The following is a 16,161-nucleotide window of genomic DNA, read 5'->3' as shown; positions in this document are numbered from 1 at the left end:
CGGGTGTTTCAGCGGGTGTGAGATGTTGCGCAGAGTCGGACGATCTTTGGGGCCAGGTCGGTGAGGAGGGTCTCGTCCGCTGGGTCTGACGGGGTGTATTCGGTGATGCCCAGGCCGATGACGTGGTGGCGGGTCGATAGGGCTTTGACCTGCGACAGCAGGTTGTTTGGGGTGAGGCCGCCGGGTTCTGGGCAGCCGATCGAGGAGAAGCCGTCCAGGACGTCCAGGTCTAGGTGGAGGTAGAGGAGGGCGTCCTCCGGGAGGGTTTCCGCGTCACCGAACGGGTGGTTCTGGACGTAGTCGCGCTCCGCCGGATCCAGGGCGCGGACGCCGGACAGGACGATCTGGGACGGCCGCAACGGGACGGGCGGGAGCAGTTCGGCCGGGCCTTCGCCGAGCAGGGTCCGCAGGACCATCCCGTGGAACGCGCCCGAAGGCGACGACTCCGGTGTGTTGAGGTCGCCGTGCGCGTCGAACCACACGACCGCGAGCCGTTCGCCGAACCGGCGAGCGGCAGCGGCGATCGGTTCCAGCTCGACGCCGCAGTCCCCGCCGATGGTCACGGTCAGGCCGTCCGGTGGGAGGACGGCCCGGACGCGCGAGGCCGTCTCCGCCAGGGACTCCCCCGGCGTCACCCGGACGCGCGACGCCGCGCCGTCGCTGATCAGGGACGCGAGGCGCGCTGCGCCCTCGGCCAGTTTCGGCGCGGACGGAGCCGACGACCCCTGCCACTGCGGCACTTCGATGACGGTGAACATCGTGTTCCCTCCCCGGACGGCGTCGAAGACGCAGTGTGGTCGGCCTCGTCCTCCAAGGTCCACTAAGCGTTGCTGGGATGATCTGTAAGCTCGCCTTGATGTTGGATCCCACGCGCCTGCGTCTCCTGCGCGACCTCGCCGAGTACGGGACGATGACCGCCGTCGGCGAGGTGAACGGCATGACGTCCTCGGCCGTGTCGCAGCATCTGGCCCGGCTCGAACGGGAGGCGGGCGTGCGGCTCGTCCGCCGGGTCGGACGCCGCGTCCGGCTGACCCCCGAGGGACATCGGCTGGCCGGTCACGCGCACACTGTTCTCAACGCCTTGGACGCGGCGGAGAAGGATCTCCGTGAGGCGGGCCAGCCGCGCGGCCCGGTGCGTGTCGCGACCTTCGCCACGGCCGCCGTCCGCCATCTGCTGCCCGCCGTCCGGGCGGCGCGGACGCGGTTTCCCGAGCTGCGCGTCGTCATCCGTGAACTCGAACCCGCCGACGCGATCACCGCGCTCCGGGAAGACCGCTGCGACCTGGCGATCACCTACGCCTACAGCCTGCTGCCGGAGCCCGCGCCGGACGGCCTGGAGGTCCGGCCGTTGCGCCGCGAGCCCGTCCTGGTCGCGCTGCCCGCCGGGCACCCGGCCGTGGCTCCCGCCATCGACCTGCGGAAACTGTCGTCGGAGTCGTGGATCGTCGGCTCCCGGGGCACCGCCGACCACCAGCTCATCGAACGGGCCGCCGCGCTCGCGGGCTTTCGGCCGGACACCGGTCACTCGGCCGACGACTACGCGCTCATCCTCCAGATGGTCCGGTATGGGCTGGGTGTCGCGCTCGTCCCGGAGAGCGGGACCGACGGCGCGCCGCCGGACGTGCTTCTCCGTCCGCTCGCCGACCTGCCGCTCAGCCGGGACGTCCAGGCCCTGATCCGGCACTCCACTCCGGCCGTCCGGGCCGTCCTCGACCTGCTCGGCGAGGCTGCGGGCGGAGTTTCAGCTGGTCAGAGCGGTGAGGTGCTCGCTGAGGGCGCGGTGGCCGTCCGGGGTGGGGTGCAGGCCGTCGGCGAGGAGGGCCGGTCTGTCGCGGAGGGGCTCCCACATGTCGACGTGATCGATGTGGTTCTCGGCGCACCAGGCGCGGGTGAGCTCGCGTAGGGCCTCGGCGCGGGCGAGCGTGAAACGCAGTTCTCCGAAGACGGGGGCGCGGGCCTCATCCAGCCAGGTCGGGCCCAGGACGACGAGCCGCGCGTTGTGTTTCAGGGCCGTCCTGCCGAGGGCGGCGAGGTTGTCGGCGACGTCCGCGAGCCAGCCGTCTCCACTGTGAGGACGGGCGGAGTCGTTGATGCCCGCGCCGACGATGAGCGTGTCCGGCAGGCGGAACGGCAGGAGCGCGGGGAGCTGTTCGCGGACGTCGTCCAGGCTGCTGCCGGGGATGGCGACGTTGAAGACGCGGTGGTCGCGTTCGTTGGCGGCGATGTGCGCGGCGGCGAGGCGGGCCGCCCATCCGCCGTCGGGGTCGCAGCGTCCGTAGGCGATGCTGTCCCCGGCGATCACGATGCGGGCGGCGGGGCGCAGGGGCTTGGCGTCCACGTAGGCCCAGGCGGCCTCGCCCGACGTGAGGCGGACGCGGCGGCGGACGTAGTCGTCGACCTCGTAGGCGTCGGCGGCGGCGAGGTCCGCGTCCGTGAGGTGCAGGATCGCCCCCTCGACCTCCGCCCCGATCTCGCGCGTCAGCGTCAGGTGCACGTCGAGGCCGCTGGTCGCGATCACGGACGGGTCGGTGATCCGCAGCGGCCGGGTCGCGTACCCCGCGAGCGCGGCCGGTTCGCTGGGGACGGGCCGTCCGAAGAGCTTGTTCTGCACCCGCTCGTCCAGCAGCGTGCCGAAGGAGAACAGGGCGTGCGGACGGGAGGTGTTCACCGTGGCCTTTCTGCCGAAATGACCAGCTCAGCCTACCGATCCTGGGGCGAGGGTGGCGTCGTGGAGCCTCGCCGCAGCGAGGAGCAGGATGGCGGCGGTGCGGGCGGCCCCGGCGGTGTCGTCCCTTTTCGGTCGGCGCGCGGCGCGGCGCGTCTGGGGGCTGGCTACACCATGTGAACACCTACTGGCCCGGTGTCCCGGCGCCTCGCTCACGGCCAGGCTGGACGTATCCGAACTCTCGACCAGCAAAAGGAACTTCCAGTGTTCGCTCCCAGATCCGCACGCCGCCACGCGACGCGTGCCGCCGTCCTCGCCCTGGCCGCCGGTGTGGCAGGCCTGACCGTGACGGCCGGCAGCGCCAACGCGATCATCAACGGCAAGGACGCCACAGAGCCATACCCGTTCATGGCGTCGATCCCGGTGTCGGCCGACGAGCTGCAGTTCAAGGGGGTCTGCGGCGGGTCCCTGATCGACCGCCAGTGGGTGCTGACGGCGGCCCACTGTGTGGTGGAGACGCAAGCGGACGGCACCGTCCGCATCGGCAGCCAGGGGTACAAGTCCGGAGGCACCGTCCGCGCCATCACGCGGACGGTCGTCCATCCGGGCTACAAGGCGGGCGATTCTGAGCAGAACCGTCCCAACTCCAACGACGTCGCGCTGATCCGCCTGGACCGCCCCGTCCGCGAGAAGCCCATCCGCATCGCCAACCAGCCCGGACCTCCCGGCACTCCGACCAGGCTGCTCGGTTTCGGCACGGTCGTGGAGAGCCCTGACTACACCAAGTGGGTCTTCGCCGAGCGGCTTCAGCAGCTCGACGCCCGCAGGGGGTCGGCCGCCGAGTGCGCCCCCGGCTATGCCGACCAGACCAGGCTGTGCACGATCAGCCGGGTGCCCAAGGCCATGGCCTGCAACGGAGACTCCGGCGGCCCGCAGATCCAGCGGGCCCGGAACGGGCGCTGGGAGCTCATCGGCGTGACCTCGGGCCCCGGCGCCCCGGGGGTGCCCTGCTCGCAGGGACCGGGGCTCTACAGCAGCGCGCCCGCCTTCGCCAAGTGGATCCAGAAGACCATCAGCACGAACGCCTGATCACCCTTGGCGGCGTCACGGCGGGCAAGGGGGTCTACGGCTCACGCGACTACGCCAGGACGTTCGCCGTCGGCGCCTCACAGATCGCCACGGCCGACTCCCGCCGCCACCTCATGACGGTGTGGCTCGACGGTTCCGTCAGGCGCACCATGAAGATCAGCACCGGCTCCAGCGAGCGGCCCAACTTCATCACCGCGAGCGGTCCGCACCTGGTCATGGGCAAGAAGCGGGTCGAGCACATGGACTCCCGATGGATGGGCGTCGGCCCCAAGGACACCGCGAACGGAGGGTACTCCGAGGAGATCCCGTGGGCGGTGCGGATCACGAGCAGCGGCGAGTACGTTCACCAGGGGGCGGCCTCCGCCCAGCGTTACCTCGGCGTCGCCAACATGAGCCACGGCTGCGTCCGCGCGACCCCGCAGGACTCACAATGGTTCTTCGGCATCGCCCAGCGCGGCGACGTCGTCGACGTCACCGGCACCACACGCCCCCTACCTTGGACGAACGGCTGGTCGTATTGGGTGAAGTCATGGGACCAATGGCAACGCGGCAGCGCCCTCCGCTGAAATTCGTCCTCGTGGCGTCCGGAGCCCTGCTCCTCGCAGCCGCCACTGCCGCATTCGTGTGGTGGCCCCAAGAGCATCGCCCCGCCGCACCACTGGCGGCAGGAGTGACCTTCACCGGCGAGGGCGACTCCCGGCTACGGCAACGGGTGTCGGACGTCATTGAGCGATTGCGTCAGCGCGACGCGTCCCGGCTCGCCGAGTTCGATGTGGACCTGACGACTCACCGAAGGTCGCCTGGCGGCGAGGCTGGCGCGAAATGGCTCATCACCCATTTCGCCACGCCGCTCCAAGGGCCCGTCCAGGCCGAGATCCGCCAGGACGAGAACACGGCACTCAACTGGCACGCCTGCCTGTCCTACGGCCACGACCAGCGAAAACTCCTCCTCACCTTCACCACCTACGGGAAGAAGGGAGTATGGCCCGACCCGAACGGAGGGGACAAGTACGCGTTCCCCGTCCACGTCTTCAAAGAACTCACCGGCAGGCCCCCGCACCCGAACGAGGCCATACCCGGCCTCTACTGCAACGAAGGCCAAGTCCTCCCACCTTCGCAATAACAACCCCCCACCCAACAACCACGCCTAACGGCCCACTCCGTGCCCCCTCTCCGGGGTGAACAAGTGAGTGGAGGAGGCCGACACGGAAGGAATCTCGTGGAACTGGTCAGGTTCGACGACGGTGAGAACAGCGTCATCGTGGAGGTCGTCGCTCCCGGGCCCTTCGGGACTCTCGAAGCCCGCATCACGGCGACGAGCGTGTTCGCTCATGGCCACCTGGACGACGTGTACCTCTTCGAAGAGGACCTGGATGAATGGGCGGCCGTCCTGGACGCGCTGTCCGCCGGGCGTCCGGCCGCGTGGATGGAGCAGGGACGCGGCCCTCAGATGAGGGTCGTTCCCGTCGAGTTCGGCGACCCGACCGGCCCGCGCATCGCAGCCGAGGCCACCGTCAAAGACGCCGTCGACTCACTCACCTCGGTGACCCTGCTGGTGCGGTTCCGCGACGACTGGATCGAGGACCACCGCGACCGGCTGGAACTCGCCCGGAAACTCATGCCCGACCGTTGAGAGCCCGACTCTCACTCACGCCAGCGAGCAGGGCGGCCAACTCGCCACGCGAGAGCACGAGGTGACCAGCCTGCGGGGCCTTGCTGTCCCGGACGGCCACTTGGTCGCACCTCAGAGCGACCTCAACGCAGTGACCACCAGCATCATCGCTGTGCGAAGACTTACGCCACCGATTCCTCATGCACCCGACTCTGAAGCGAATTCCGCTTCACGCAAGCGAGCAGGTCGGCGAACGCGTCGGGGGTGAGACTCAGGTGTCCGCCCTCAGTGGCCTTGCTGTCACGCACCCCCAGTCCGGTCGGAAATGCTGCCAGCTCCACGCAGTCGGAGTTCGAGTCGTGGCTGTGGCTGGACTTGCGCCAGTTGGGAGTCATGCCTCCGACTGTGTGCCGCGATCCGCCTTCACACAAGCGAGCAAGTGGGCGAACGCGTCGGGGGCGAGCTTCAAATGTCCGGCGCCGGGGGCCTTGCTGTCCCGGACGGCCACCTGGTCACGCAGGGCCGCGAGTTCCACGCACTGCCCACCGGCGTCGTCGCTGTGCGACGACTTGCGCCATGAGGTCACTTCACCAGTCCCATCGTGTGCTCGATCAGGGCGTATGACTGACTCTCGGAGAACGCTCGCGCGGCGATTTCGTTGAGGCGAGCGCGAGCCTCCTGCACTTCGGGCCTTCGCTCATGGAGCCTACCCAAACGTCCCGCCTCGAGATAGGCGACCTCGCTGTCCCTCGAATTCATGATGGAGAGGGATCCGGGGATCGACGACCAGCCTGCCGAGACGGGGAGAACGCGAAGGCTCACGTTCGGCCATTGGGAGACCTCCAGCAGGTGGGCGAGTTGCTCTCGCATCACGTCGGGTCCGCCCACCTGCCACCAGAGGGCCGGTTGGGCGAGCACCATCCACAGCTTCGGCGGGGTCGGGCGGGTGAGGATCTCCTGGCGGGCGAGGCGCTTGGCGACCTCGGCTTCGACGTCCTCCACGACTCCGCCCGCCTGGAAGAGGGCGCGCATGTAGTCCTCGGTCTGGAAGAGGCCGAAGACCAGGTCCGAGTTGAAGCCCTCGATCGTCTCGGCCTTGCGTTCGTGGGCGAGGTAGGCGCCGACCCTGGTGTGGTCGTGGCCGTCCGTCGCGTAGTCGTGGAGGGTCGCGAGCAGCGCGCCGGTGCTCCACGCCTCGTCGAGTGCGACGAGCTCATTCCGGCGGGGGCGGCGTCGTCCCGCCTCCCAGTTTGAAACATGAGAGCGCGAGACGTTGGCGGTGCGTGCCACCTGTTCGCATGTCCAGCCGTGCTGGACGCGGAGTATGCGCAGCTGAACGGCTATGAGGTCCCACGTCGACGCCGCCGGGTCGAGCGAATCGATGCCGGTCATGTGGCCCGCCTCCTCGTCCGGACGGATGTTTCAGTACATCCGAATGCGTAATCACCGTAAGCACGGAGGGTCACGCTCGTCTTGGAGTTACGGAAAGAGACGAGAGAAGTGCGGTGGGTGATCTTCATGGGTGGGCGTGCTCGGGATCTTCCGTTCGGTGGGGCTTGCCTCTGGGAGCTGCCTGGTGACGCCCTTGGGGCGAAGCGGGCTCGGGGGCTGGTGGGGGCGGCGATGGCGGAGGTCGGGTTCGGGGCGTCCGTGGTCGAGGACGCGGTGCTCGCGGTCAGTGAGCTGGCCACGAACGCCTACCGGCATGCCGGCGACTCCCTCGAGTTGTGGGTGTGGGCTCGGACCCGGCCCCGGGCGGAGCTCGTCGTGTCGGTGTTCGACGGGAACCGGGAGGCCGTGCCGGAGGTGCATGGCGGGGACCTGCTCGACGAGAGTGGGAAGGGGCTGGGGATCGTCGCGGCGGTCGCTTCGGGGTGGGGGTGTCATCTGTCGCGGTCACGGCTTTCCCATGCGCCCGTGTTGGGGAAGGTCGCCTGGTTCGTCCTGCCCCTGCCGGAGCGGTGGCCTCGGCCTCCCTGGCGGGTGTCGCCCGGGGTCGCGGCTCGGCGGCTTGTCGATGCTCTGGCGGCTCGGGGGCTGAACGCGGAGTGGTCGAGTGACAGCGCGGGGGTCTCGATCGTCTCGGTGGACGGCATCAACGTGTGGGTCTGTCCGCTGACGTTCTCGTGGCGGGGACGAACCGGGGTGTACGCGCGGCATCCGCTGATCGATCTGCAGGAGGCGGCGGAGCGGGTCGTCCAGGCGGTGGAGGCGGGGGTTTCCCCCACCGGGGATCGTGGGGGTGGCTGCGATGCGCCGGGGGCGGGTGGCGCGGTGGGATCGTGGCCATGAATCAATCGATCTTGCGGCGGGCCCGGATGCCGGTGGCGGGGGCGTTCGTGCTCGCGTTGGCCGGTGGGACGGCCACGGCGGTCGCCAAGGCGCCGGACCGGAGCGCGCCCACGTGGACGCAGAGTTGGGGCGCGGCGATGCAACGTCCGATCGCCGGGGACGAGGACTCCGGGCAGAACTGGTCGACGGAGGGGTTCTCCGGGCAGACACTCCGGCAGGTGGTCCGGCTGAGCTCGGGTGGGACGCGGGTTCGGGTACGGATCTCGAACCTGTACGGCAACCGCCTGCTCAAGGTGGACGGGGCGGCGGTGGGCCGGTCCGCGGGCGGGGCGAAGGTGTGGCCGGGCAGCAGTGTGACGCTGACATTCGGCGGACGGTCCGCGCCGGTGGTCCGTCCCGGAGCCGAGGCTGTCAGCGATCCGGTGACGCTCTCGACGTCGCCGCTGGAGAAACTGGCGATCACGCTGAGGTTCGCGACACCCACCGGACCCGCGACGTTCCATCGGTTCGGCGGACGGGCGTCGTTCCTCGCGCAGGGCAACCACGTCGGGGACGTGGGGTCCGAGGCGTACACGAAGAGCACCGACTCGTCGTACTTCCTGTCGGGGGTCGACGTCAGCGGAGGGCGGAGCGCCGGGACGGTCGTGGCGTTCGGCGATTCGCTCGTGGACGGTGTCGGGGCCACGAACGGCGCGGACGCCTCGCTGCCCGATCTGCTCGCCGAGCGGCTGTCGGGGTCGTCCCGTCCGCTGAGCGTGGTGAACACGGGGATCGGCGGGAACCGGCTGCGTTACGACTCGGCCTGCGCTGGGGAGAAGGCCACGGCGCGGTTCAAGCGGGACGTCCTCGACCGGCCCGGGGTGCGCGCCGTCATCATGCACCTCGGGGCGAACGACCTCCGGGAGACGCCTGGGGATCCGTGCCTGGTCCCGGGCGGTCCGTCGACGGCGCAGCAGGTCATCGACGCGCAGCGGCAGCTCGTGAAGGCCGCGCACGCGCGCGGGATCAAGGTCGTCGGGGCGACGATCCTGCCGATGCGGTCGGCGCTGTTCCCGGCGTGGTCGCCGAAGGTCGAGAAGGCCCGGGTCGCGATCAACCGGTGGGTCCGGACGAGCCGGACGTTCGACGCCGTCCTGGACGTGGACAGGGCGATCGCCGATCCGGCCGCGCCCGACCGTCCACTGGTCGCGTACGTGTACGAGGACGGCCTGCACCCGAACGACGCGGGCTACCAGGCGATCGCCCGCGCGTTCCGGATGCCCCGCTGAGGGTCAGCGCGACACCGGGACGGCGGCGTTGATGAGCTGCTCGGCGGTGAAGTGCGCCTTCTCCACGGCGTCCTCGACGGTGCCGAGCGAGCCGGTGGAGATCGCGCCCTCGTAGACGAGGAGCAGCTGGTCGGTGAGGAGTTCGGGATCGGGGGTCCCGCTCTCCTCGGCCAGCTGGAACACGCAGTCGCGCAGGGCGGCCTTGTACGCGTGGACGACCGCGCGCGCCGGGTGGTCGGGCTCGGCGAGCTCGGCGAGGGCGTTGACGAACGAGCAGCCGCGGAAGCGGGACTCGGACGCCGCCCAGCCCTTGAGGGCGTCGAAGACGGCGAGCAGACGGGCGCGCGGATCCTCCCCGGCGGCGTCGATGGCCCGCTGGAGACGGAACTGCCAGCGGGTCTCGCGGCCCTCCAGATAGGCCATGATCAGGGCCTGCTTGCCGCCGAAGTGCTTGTAGAACGTCATCCGGGCGACCCCGGCGGCCTCGATCACCGCGTCCACGCCGGTCGAGTTGATCCCGTGCTCGTAGAAGAGCTCGTCGGCGGCGTCGAGGATGCGGCGGCGAGCGGGGGGCTTGCTGTCGTCGGCCATGCACCGGACTGTACAGAACGTTCCGTCTACCCTCAAGGGCGGTCGGTCCGACCGGCCGACGCCCGCCGCGGACGAGGCGGGCCGTCGTGAGGCGGCGGCCCTGGCTTCCCAGCCCCCTGGCCTTCTAGCCCCTGGCTTCCTAGCCGCCGTCGAGGCTCGCGAAGGTCGTGATGCGGGCGATCGTCGGCGCGGTGCCGGTGTGGACGTGGCCGGTGAGGCCGAGGCGTTCGGCGGCGGCGACGTTGGCCGGGGTGTCGTCGACGAACAGGGCGTCCTCCGCCGGGACGCCGAGCCGCCGGAGCGCCTCCTCGAAGATGCGCGGGTCGGGTTTCGCGCAGCCGACGTCGCAGGACAGGACGATCTCGTCCGCGACGCCGGTCAGGCCGTCCCGGGCGAGGATCGTCCGGGCGACGGGCCAGGCGTTGCTGACGATCGCGGTCGGCGTGCCCCGGTCGCGCAGTCCCCGCAGGCAGGCGACCAGGTCCGCGTTCCAGCTCTCCCGCGCGCCCATGTCGCCGCGCAGGTCGGACACCTCGTCCGGACGGAGCCGGAGCCGTTCGGCGACGATCCCCCACCAGTCGTCCTCGCTCATCCGCCCGACGAGGACGGTCTCGTCGTTGCCCGCGAACACCGCGCGCAGGACGCGCCGTCGCGACGTCCCGAGCCGGACGGCCCAGTCGGCGAGCACCTCGCGGGTGCGGTCGGAGCGCAGCACCCCGCCGATGTCGATCAGCACCGCGCGCGTGCGCGCAGAGTCCGGCACGGCGCCCGTGCGCGCAGAGTCCGGCACGGCGCGCGTGCGCGCAGAGTCCGGCACGGCGCGCGTGCGCGCAGAGTCCGGCACGGCGCGCGTGCGCGCAGAGTCCGGCACGGCGGGCGTGCGCGCAGAGTCCGGCACGGCGGGCGCCTCCCCCGGCACCGGCCGGGGGACGGCGGCGGCGGTGGTCTCGTCCATGAAAGGCATGCGCCAAGTCTCCCGTTGAAACCCGTGCGGACGCAGCCCCGGGCCGACGGGCGCGGACGCCGGGCGAGGCCCGCCTCAGGCCGACACCACCTCTGTCCCATTCCGGTCAAAAGGGTCCACCGGGCTGACCAGCTCGTCAGATTTGTACATCCACGAGGTGTCAGTCGGCAGGACGGAGGCCTTGATGTCAGACGCACCCCAGCGCGACCGCGGCGGGATCTTCCTCGGCCTGGGCACGGTCGCCGGGGCGCTCATCCTCATCGTCGCCTTCGTCCTGACGACCAGCGGAGTGTCACAGATCGTCTCGACGGTGGTGACCGTCGTCACGGCGATCACCGCGGTGCTGGCGCTCGTTCCGCAGTACTTCCCGCCGAAGCCCGATCAGCGCCTGACCCCCGACGCGCTCCGCGCCGCGATCTGGGCGATGCTCACCGTCGAGATCGTCTGCGCGGTCTTCCTCGGGGCGCTGCTGTGGAAGCGCCACCACGACGCGACGAAGACGCTGGACGTGACCGGATCGGTCATCGTGACGCAGGACGAGAGCGGGGTCCGCCCCGGAAGGACCCTGACGATCCGTGTCTCCATCTCCGACTACCGCCGCCTGTTCACGATGCGGCTGGACGCCCGGGACAGTGATCCGGGACGCGGGACCTGCCGCCCCTTCACACGCCTGATCCCGGCCACCCAGCTCGGAGGCGGCGTGGCCCGTCCCGACTCGGTGGCGCCGGGAGGGGTCGTCACCGTGCCCGTGCAGCGGGGGGTGGGGTCGGTGACGCTGAAGGTCGGCGTCGTCAACGACCAGGGCGACCGGAACTGCACGGTGCGGGTCACCGTGCTCGAGGCCCACATGACCAACGGTTGACCTGGGAGGACTCATGCGAACCCGCGGCGCGCGCACGGTCGGCGTCCTGCTCCTGCTCGGCTCGCTCATGGTGGCCTGCGACGATGACAAGGCGTGCGACCCGAAGAAGTCCGTCCTGTGCGGGCCGACGGTGTCCATCGGCGTCGTGGCGGACACTCCGGGCCTTTCCTGGGGGCAGACCAATCCGGCCGGTCTCGACATCGACGTGATGAACGCGATCACCCACGGACTGGGCCTCAAGCCCTCCACCCACATCCTCGACATGGGGGACCGCGCCGCCCAGTTGAAGGATCACACCGTGAGCCTGGTCATCGCGGCCTATTCCATCACCCCCGACCGGAACGAGGAGGGCGTCGACTTCGCCGGACCGTACGCCGTCTCCCAACAGGCGTTGCTGGTGCGCTCCGGCGACCACAGCATGGACAAGGGGTCCACGCTGAAGGGCAAGAGCGTCTGCACGACCGAGGACACCACCCCCGAGAAGGTGGAGCTGCCCGACGCGGTCATGAGCGCGAAGTCCAGGACCATCGCGGGCTGCGTGGCCCAGCTCGACCAGAGAAGGGTGGACGCGGTCTTCACCGACAGCCTGATCCAGTACGGCTACGTGCAGCAGTTCCCGGGGAGGTACCGGGTCGTGCAGTCCGGCACCTGGGGCCAGAACCAGTACTACGGCGTGGGGATCCTCATGGGCCATCACGCCGACTGCGTGAAGATCAATGAGCAGATCACGAACTACCTGCGCACCCAGTGGCGGACGGACTTCTCCGCCACCTTCCGCGCCGCGGCCGACGCGGCCACCGGACAGAACAGCGGCCAGGGCGACTTCGAGAGCATGTACAAGCCGTCCGGCAGCCTGATGACCGGGCTCTCCTGTAAGTCGAAGGACTGAGCGCCGCGCCGGACCACGGCGCCACCGGCGTGGCCGATGTCGGACATCGTGCCGGTAAGGGCTTGATTGCGCACCTCGGGGGCGGGGACGCGGTGGCGAGGCGATCACGGACGGTTGACCCGGCGGCGGACGGCTTCCTAGGTTGACGGAGAAAGAAAGCTTCAGTCACGCCGATGGAAACGTCACTTCTTTCCGAGGGACGGGATGACTGTCACCGATCTCGATTACGAGAAGGCCCTGCGAAGGCTGTCCAAGGCGTCCGTCGAAAAGCACTGGGAACCGTTCCGCGACATTCCCTGGGACGATCCCGACCACGCGATCGACCCGGAGGATCCGCGCTGGGAACTGCCGCGCGCCGATCCGCTGTCCGCGCATCCGTGGTACCTGTCGCTGCCGCCGGAGAAACGGGCCCGGCTCGGGCTGTACCGGCAGGCGAACGTCGCCAAGGTCGGGATGCAGTTCGAGAACCTGCTGAACAGGGGGCTGCTGGCGTTCGCCTGGCGGCTGCCGAACGGCTCGGCGGAATTCCGGTACGTGTACCACGAGATGATCGAGGAGGGTCATCACGGGCTGATGTTCCAGGAGTTCGTCGACCGCAGCGGAATGGACGCCCCGGGAATGTCGCGGATGTTCCGGTGGATCGGCGAATCGGTTCCGGTGTTCGGCGCGGTCGCGCCCGCGCTGTTCTTCTTCGGCGTTCTCGCGGGCGAGGAGCCCATCGACCACATGCAGCGGCGGGTGCTGCGCGAGGGCGAGAACGGCCATCCGCTCATCACCCGCATCATGGCCATCCACGTCGCGGAGGAGGCACGTCACATTTCGTTCGGACGCAGATATCTCCGGTACCACGTGCCGCGCATGGCGGCCCCCTCGCGGTTCCTGCTGAGCCTCGGCGTCCCGCCGACGGCGAAGGCGATGGCGGTCGTCATCCTGACCCCGCCGCCCGCGATGGCCCGCCGGTTCGGCATCCCGAAACCCGTGATGCGGCAGGCGTACTGGCGGTCCGACGCGTCCAGGGACACCATCGCCGACGCCGTGGCGGGCCTCCGCGACCTCTGCGTCGAGGTCGGCCTCATCAACCCGGTCAGCAAACGGCTGTGGCGGGCGCTCGGGATCTGGCGCGACGGGGCGGGGGCGTCGTCGCGCCAGATCCGAGCGAAGCACCACGCCCCCGCGAAGGGCCGCGAGGCTGCGAAGGGCCGCGAGCCCGCGGCGCGTCCCGGCCGGGCACCGGGCCGAGACGCTCCGCCGGGACGGGTCGTCTCGGCGCGGGAGGCGAGGGCGGCGAAGTGGCGCAGGAGGGTGGAGATCGCGCCGCTGCCCGACCTCTAGGCCGGTACCTCTAGACGGACGGTGACGGTTCGTCGCCCGTGACGGCGGCGATGGTGTCGCGGAGCAGGGCGGGGACGTCGGGGACGAGCACGTGGCGGCCGTCCTCGACGACCTGCCGTCCCGAGACCACGACGTGCCGGACGTCGGCGGCGGTGGCGGCGAACACGGCCGTCTCCGCCGCGAAGTCCGGGCCCGCGCCCGCCGTGCGCGGCGAGTCGAGCGCGATCGTGGTCAGGTCGGCGTACGCGCCGGGTTCGAGCCGTCCGGCCTCGGGCCAGCCGAGCGCGGAGTGGCCGTTCCACGTCGCGGCGGCGAGCAGCTCGTGGGCCGTCCAGTGGCCGCGGACGCGGGTGCGGAGCCGCTCGTCCAGCTCGACGGCGCGGGCCTCCTCGAACAGGTCGATGACGGCGTGCTGGTCGGAGCCGACGTTGATCGGGGAACCCGCGTGGTGCAGGTCGCGGGCGGGGCCGATGCCGTCGGCGAGGTCGCGTTCGGTGGTCGGGCACATGCACACGCCGGTCATGGTCGCGCCGAGGAGCCCGATGTCCTCGGGCGTCAGGTGCGTCGCGTGGACGGCCGTGGTGAGCGGCCCGAGCGCGCCGCACTCGGCGAGGAGCCGCGTCGGCGTCATTCCGTACGTCTCCAGGCACGCCTCGTTCTCGGCGGGCTGCTCGGACAGGTGGACGTGCAGGGGCGCGCGCCGTTCCTTGGCCCACGACGAGACGGCCCGCATCTGCTCGCGCGGAACGGCCCGCACCGAATGGATCGCCGCCCCCACGCGCGCATGAGGACGGGCGCCCTTGTCGTTCTGTTCGTAGAGGGAGTCCACGCGCCGTGCCCAGTCCCCCGCCGAACCGTCACCGAAGCGGAGCTGGGCGCCCGTCAGGGGCTGGCCCAGGCCGCCGGTCAGGTAGCAGGTGTCGAGCAGCGTGATGCGGATACCGGCCGCGTCGGCGGCCTCGATGAGCGCCTCGCCCATCGCGTTCGGCTCGTCGTAGGGAGCACCGCCGGGACGGTGGTGCAGGTAGTGGAACTCGCCCACGCAGCTGATCCCGGCCAGCGCCATCTCGGCGAACACGGCCGTGGCGAGCGCGCGGTAGGAGTCGGGGTCGAGGCGCTCGGCGACCTTGTACATCGTCTCGCGCCACGTCCAGAAGGTGCCCCGGTCGGCCTGGACGCGGCCGCGGAGCGCTCGGTGGAAGGCGTGGGAGTGGGCGTTGGCCAGGCCCGGGAGGGTGAGGCCGCGCAGGCGGGGGGCGTCCGGCGGGGCCGGAACACCTCTGCTGATGCCGCTGATCCGCTCGCCTTCGGCCTCGATGAGGACGTCGGCGGCGACGTCGTCTCCGAGCCAGGCGTACTCGGCGTGCCATCGCATAACGGTGTTCTACCCCCGGACCAGGTCCGCCAGTACCGCCGCGAGGGCCTCGACGCCCGCGAGGCAGTCGGGCGTCTCGGCGTGCTCGGCGGGCGCGTGCGAGACGCCCGTCGGGTTCCGGACAAACAGCATCGCCGTCGGGATCACCGCCGACAGGACGCCCGCGTCGTGCCCGGCCCCCGTCGGCAGCACGGGAGCCCCGCCGAGCGCCTTCACCACGCGGTCGCGCAGGCCGAGGTTGAAGTCGACGACCTCGGTGTAGGACTCCTCGGTCAGCTCGACCGCGACCCCGTGCCCCGCACCGGCGGCGCGCGCGTGTTCGAGCACGTCGGAGACCGTCGCGCGGACGGCCCGCTCGTCCGGCCCGCGGCTGTCGAGCCACGCGGCGACGGCGGACGGGATGGCGTTCACCCCACCCGGCACGACCTTCACCTTCCCGACCGTCGCGACGCTGTCGTGCCGCTCGGCGGCGGCCCGCGCGGCGAGGACGGTCGACGCGAACGGCAGCATCGGGTCGCGCCGGTCGATCAGGCGGGTCGTCCCGGCGTGGTTGCCCTCGCCGGTGAAGTCCAGCCGCCACCGGCCGTGGGGGACGATCGCGGACGCCACGCCGACCGGCGTCTCCGGGGCGAGCGCGCGCCCCTGCTCGACGTGCAACTCGACGTAGCAGCCGACGCGCGAGAGCAGGTCGTCGTCGCGTCCGATACCGGCGGGGTCGACGCCGTTCTCCGCTGCGACCTCGGCGAACGTGCGTCCTGCGCCGTCGGTCAACGCGCGCGCACGAGCCGGATCGATCGCACCGGACAGAAGCCGGGAGCCGAGGCACGCGATACCGAACCGCGCCCCCTCCTCCTCAGCGAAGGCGGCGACACCCAGCGGACGTGTCGGCTCGACCCCCCGCGCGCGCAGGAGGTCGATCGCCGCGAACGCCGACACGACGCCGAGCGGCCCGTCGAACGCGCCACCGCCCGGCACCGAGTCCAAATGGCTTCCGGTCAGGACCGCGCCGTCACGCCGTCCGTCCGCCGGATACCACCAGGCGAACAGGTTGCCGTTCCCGTCGCTCTCGACCTCCAGCGAACGGGCGCGGGCCTCATCGAGGAACCAGGCGCGGCACTCCAGCTCGGACGGCGTCCACACGAAACGGTCGTAACCGCCGGTGGCGGCGTCCCGTCCGACGGGCAGCAGCGCCGCCCACATCTCCTCGAAGCCCACGATTCTC

The 16,161-nt window shown here is 70.9% G+C and carries 19 protein-coding genes and 1 pseudogene; 10 read left to right on the top strand and 10 right to left on the bottom strand.

Translation table 11 applies throughout. From position 1 onward, the window contains the following. Nucleotides 1-8 precede the first annotated feature (8 nt). Nucleotides 9-758: an arginase family protein gene (locus tag P696_RS0130120; RefSeq protein ID WP_026415245.1), complete on the bottom strand. Its 750-nt coding sequence runs from the start codon at nt 756-758 to the stop codon at nt 9-11. Nucleotides 759-835: 77 nt separating this feature from the next. Here P696_RS0130120 and P696_RS55000 point away from each other — a divergent pair. Continuing rightward, nucleotides 836-1,717 (top strand): annotated as a pseudogene (locus P696_RS55000) (LysR family transcriptional regulator); the annotation flags it as partial. Between the two features lie 24 nt (nt 1,718-1,741). Here P696_RS55000 and P696_RS57595 read toward each other — a convergent pair. Next, nucleotides 1,742-2,668: a GDSL-type esterase/lipase family protein gene (locus tag P696_RS57595; protein WP_026415243.1), complete on the bottom strand. Its 927-nt coding sequence runs from the start codon at nt 2,666-2,668 to the stop codon at nt 1,742-1,744. A 261-nt stretch (nt 2,669-2,929) separates the two neighbouring features. Between P696_RS57595 and P696_RS0130105 the strand changes: the two genes are divergently transcribed. From P696_RS0130105 to P696_RS49085, 4 genes are all read left to right on the top strand, one after another. Further along, nucleotides 2,930-3,754, top strand: a complete 825-nt coding sequence (locus P696_RS0130105) for a S1 family peptidase (RefSeq protein ID WP_026415242.1) — start codon at nt 2,930-2,932, stop codon at nt 3,752-3,754. Then, nucleotides 3,721-4,320 carry a L,D-transpeptidase gene (locus P696_RS49090; protein WP_051468360.1) on the top strand — a complete coding sequence of 200 codons (600 nt, stop codon included), beginning with the start codon at nt 3,721-3,723 and terminating at the stop codon, nt 4,318-4,320. Before P696_RS0130105 ends, P696_RS49090 begins: the two co-directional genes overlap by 34 nt. Nucleotides 4,321-4,487: 167 nt before the next feature. Then, nucleotides 4,488-4,877, top strand: a complete 390-nt coding sequence (locus P696_RS0130095; protein WP_157429998.1) for a hypothetical protein — start codon at nt 4,488-4,490, stop codon at nt 4,875-4,877. Nucleotides 4,878-4,973: 96 nt separating this feature from the next. Then, nucleotides 4,974-5,387: a DUF5959 family protein gene (locus P696_RS49085; RefSeq protein WP_051468359.1), complete on the top strand. Its 414-nt coding sequence runs from the start codon at nt 4,974-4,976 to the stop codon at nt 5,385-5,387. On the opposite strand, the gene P696_RS54995 is transcribed toward P696_RS49085, so the two are convergent. The 4 genes from P696_RS54995 to P696_RS53110 are packed head-to-tail and all read right to left on the bottom strand — an operon-like array spanning nt 5,371 to nt 6,758. Continuing rightward, nucleotides 5,371-5,568: a DUF397 domain-containing protein gene (locus P696_RS54995; RefSeq protein WP_084338408.1), complete on the bottom strand. Its 198-nt coding sequence runs from the start codon at nt 5,566-5,568 to the stop codon at nt 5,371-5,373. The genes P696_RS49085 and P696_RS54995 overlap by 17 nt on opposite strands. After that, complete coding sequence (locus P696_RS54990; protein ID WP_084338406.1) at nt 5,549-5,761, bottom strand: DUF397 domain-containing protein; 213 nt, start codon at nt 5,759-5,761, stop codon at nt 5,549-5,551. The genes P696_RS54995 and P696_RS54990 overlap by 20 nt, the downstream gene beginning before the upstream one ends. Next, on the bottom strand, nt 5,758-5,952 hold the full coding sequence (locus tag P696_RS0130080) for a DUF397 domain-containing protein (RefSeq protein ID WP_026415240.1): 195 nt from the start codon (nt 5,950-5,952) through the stop codon (nt 5,758-5,760). The genes P696_RS54990 and P696_RS0130080 overlap by 4 nt, the downstream gene beginning before the upstream one ends. Beyond that, nucleotides 5,949-6,758 carry a helix-turn-helix domain-containing protein gene (locus tag P696_RS53110; RefSeq protein ID WP_051468358.1) on the bottom strand — a complete coding sequence of 270 codons (810 nt, stop codon included), beginning with the start codon at nt 6,756-6,758 and terminating at the stop codon, nt 5,949-5,951. The genes P696_RS0130080 and P696_RS53110 overlap by 4 nt, the downstream gene beginning before the upstream one ends. Nucleotides 6,759-7,016: 258 nt before the next feature. Between P696_RS53110 and P696_RS0130070 the strand changes: the two genes are divergently transcribed. After that, on the top strand, nt 7,017-7,658 hold the full coding sequence (locus tag P696_RS0130070) for an ATP-binding protein (protein WP_157429997.1): 642 nt from the start codon (nt 7,017-7,019) through the stop codon (nt 7,656-7,658). Then, nucleotides 7,655-8,926, top strand: a complete 1,272-nt coding sequence (locus P696_RS0130065; RefSeq protein WP_084338404.1) for an SGNH/GDSL hydrolase family protein — start codon at nt 7,655-7,657, stop codon at nt 8,924-8,926. Before P696_RS0130070 ends, P696_RS0130065 begins: the two co-directional genes overlap by 4 nt. A 3-nt stretch (nt 8,927-8,929) precedes the next feature. Here the strand turns inward: P696_RS0130065 and P696_RS0130060 are convergent, their stop codons facing one another. Then, complete coding sequence (locus P696_RS0130060) at nt 8,930-9,517, bottom strand: TetR/AcrR family transcriptional regulator (RefSeq protein ID WP_026415237.1); 588 nt, start codon at nt 9,515-9,517, stop codon at nt 8,930-8,932. Nucleotides 9,518-9,656: 139 nt separating this feature from the next. Continuing rightward, on the bottom strand, nt 9,657-10,481 hold the full coding sequence (locus P696_RS0130055; RefSeq protein WP_211245893.1) for an HAD family hydrolase: 825 nt from the start codon (nt 10,479-10,481) through the stop codon (nt 9,657-9,659). A 184-nt stretch (nt 10,482-10,665) separates the two neighbouring features. Between P696_RS0130055 and P696_RS0130050 the strand changes: the two genes are divergently transcribed. From P696_RS0130050 to P696_RS49075, 3 genes are all read left to right on the top strand, one after another. Continuing rightward, entirely contained in the window at nt 10,666-11,343 is a 678-nt protein-coding gene (locus P696_RS0130050) for a hypothetical protein (RefSeq protein ID WP_026415235.1), read from the top strand. Nucleotides 11,344-11,356: 13 nt separating this feature from the next. Next, nucleotides 11,357-12,232, top strand: coding sequence for a transporter substrate-binding domain-containing protein (locus tag P696_RS0130045; RefSeq protein WP_026415234.1), 876 nt, complete (start codon nt 11,357-11,359; stop codon nt 12,230-12,232). Nucleotides 12,233-12,436: 204 nt separating this feature from the next. Beyond that, complete coding sequence (locus tag P696_RS49075; protein WP_064744157.1) at nt 12,437-13,564, top strand: AurF N-oxygenase family protein; 1,128 nt, start codon at nt 12,437-12,439, stop codon at nt 13,562-13,564. 10 nt (nt 13,565-13,574) lie between these two features. Here the strand turns inward: P696_RS49075 and P696_RS0130035 are convergent, their stop codons facing one another. Together P696_RS0130035 and P696_RS0130030 are read right to left on the bottom strand one after the other, a co-directional pair. Further along, a complete protein-coding gene (locus tag P696_RS0130035; protein WP_026415233.1) occupies nt 13,575-14,939 on the bottom strand; it encodes a formimidoylglutamate deiminase in 1,365 nt (454 codons plus the stop codon). 9 nt (nt 14,940-14,948) lie between these two features. Continuing rightward, nucleotides 14,949-16,154, bottom strand: a complete 1,206-nt coding sequence (locus tag P696_RS0130030; RefSeq protein ID WP_026415232.1) for an allantoate amidohydrolase — start codon at nt 16,152-16,154, stop codon at nt 14,949-14,951. Nucleotides 16,155-16,161 lie beyond the last annotated feature (7 nt).

Source organism: Actinomadura oligospora ATCC 43269, from assembly GCF_000518265.1.
In the GTDB taxonomy this organism is placed as follows: Bacteria; Actinomycetota; Actinomycetes; order Streptosporangiales; family Streptosporangiaceae; genus Spirillospora; species Spirillospora oligospora.
This window is presented reverse-complemented; position numbering and strand designations above follow the sequence as displayed.

Excerpts from the sequence above, each read along its gene's own strand:
- P696_RS0130035 (WP_026415233.1), bottom strand. The coding sequence starts at position 14,939 with ATGCGATGGCACGCCGAGTACGCCTGGCTCGGAGACGACGTCGCCGCC.
- P696_RS0130055 (WP_211245893.1), bottom strand. The coding sequence starts at position 10,481 with ATGCCTTTCATGGACGAGACCACCGCCGCCGCCGTCCCCCGGCCGGTG.
- P696_RS0130050 (WP_026415235.1), top strand. The coding sequence starts at position 10,666 with ATGTCAGACGCACCCCAGCGCGACCGCGGCGGGATCTTCCTCGGCCTG.
- P696_RS0130120 (WP_026415245.1), bottom strand. The coding sequence starts at position 758 with ATGTTCACCGTCATCGAAGTGCCGCAGTGGCAGGGGTCGTCGGCTCCG.
- P696_RS49075 (WP_064744157.1), top strand. The coding sequence starts at position 12,437 with ATGACTGTCACCGATCTCGATTACGAGAAGGCCCTGCGAAGGCTGTCC.
- P696_RS0130045 (WP_026415234.1), top strand. The coding sequence starts at position 11,357 with ATGCGAACCCGCGGCGCGCGCACGGTCGGCGTCCTGCTCCTGCTCGGC.
- P696_RS0130060 (WP_026415237.1), bottom strand. The coding sequence starts at position 9,517 with ATGGCCGACGACAGCAAGCCCCCCGCTCGCCGCCGCATCCTCGACGCC.
- P696_RS54995 (WP_084338408.1), bottom strand. The coding sequence starts at position 5,568 with ATGAGGAATCGGTGGCGTAAGTCTTCGCACAGCGATGATGCTGGTGGT.
- P696_RS54990 (WP_084338406.1), bottom strand. The coding sequence starts at position 5,761 with ATGACTCCCAACTGGCGCAAGTCCAGCCACAGCCACGACTCGAACTCC.
- P696_RS0130065 (WP_084338404.1), top strand. The coding sequence starts at position 7,655 with ATGAATCAATCGATCTTGCGGCGGGCCCGGATGCCGGTGGCGGGGGCG.
- P696_RS53110 (WP_051468358.1), bottom strand. The coding sequence starts at position 6,758 with ATGACCGGCATCGATTCGCTCGACCCGGCGGCGTCGACGTGGGACCTC.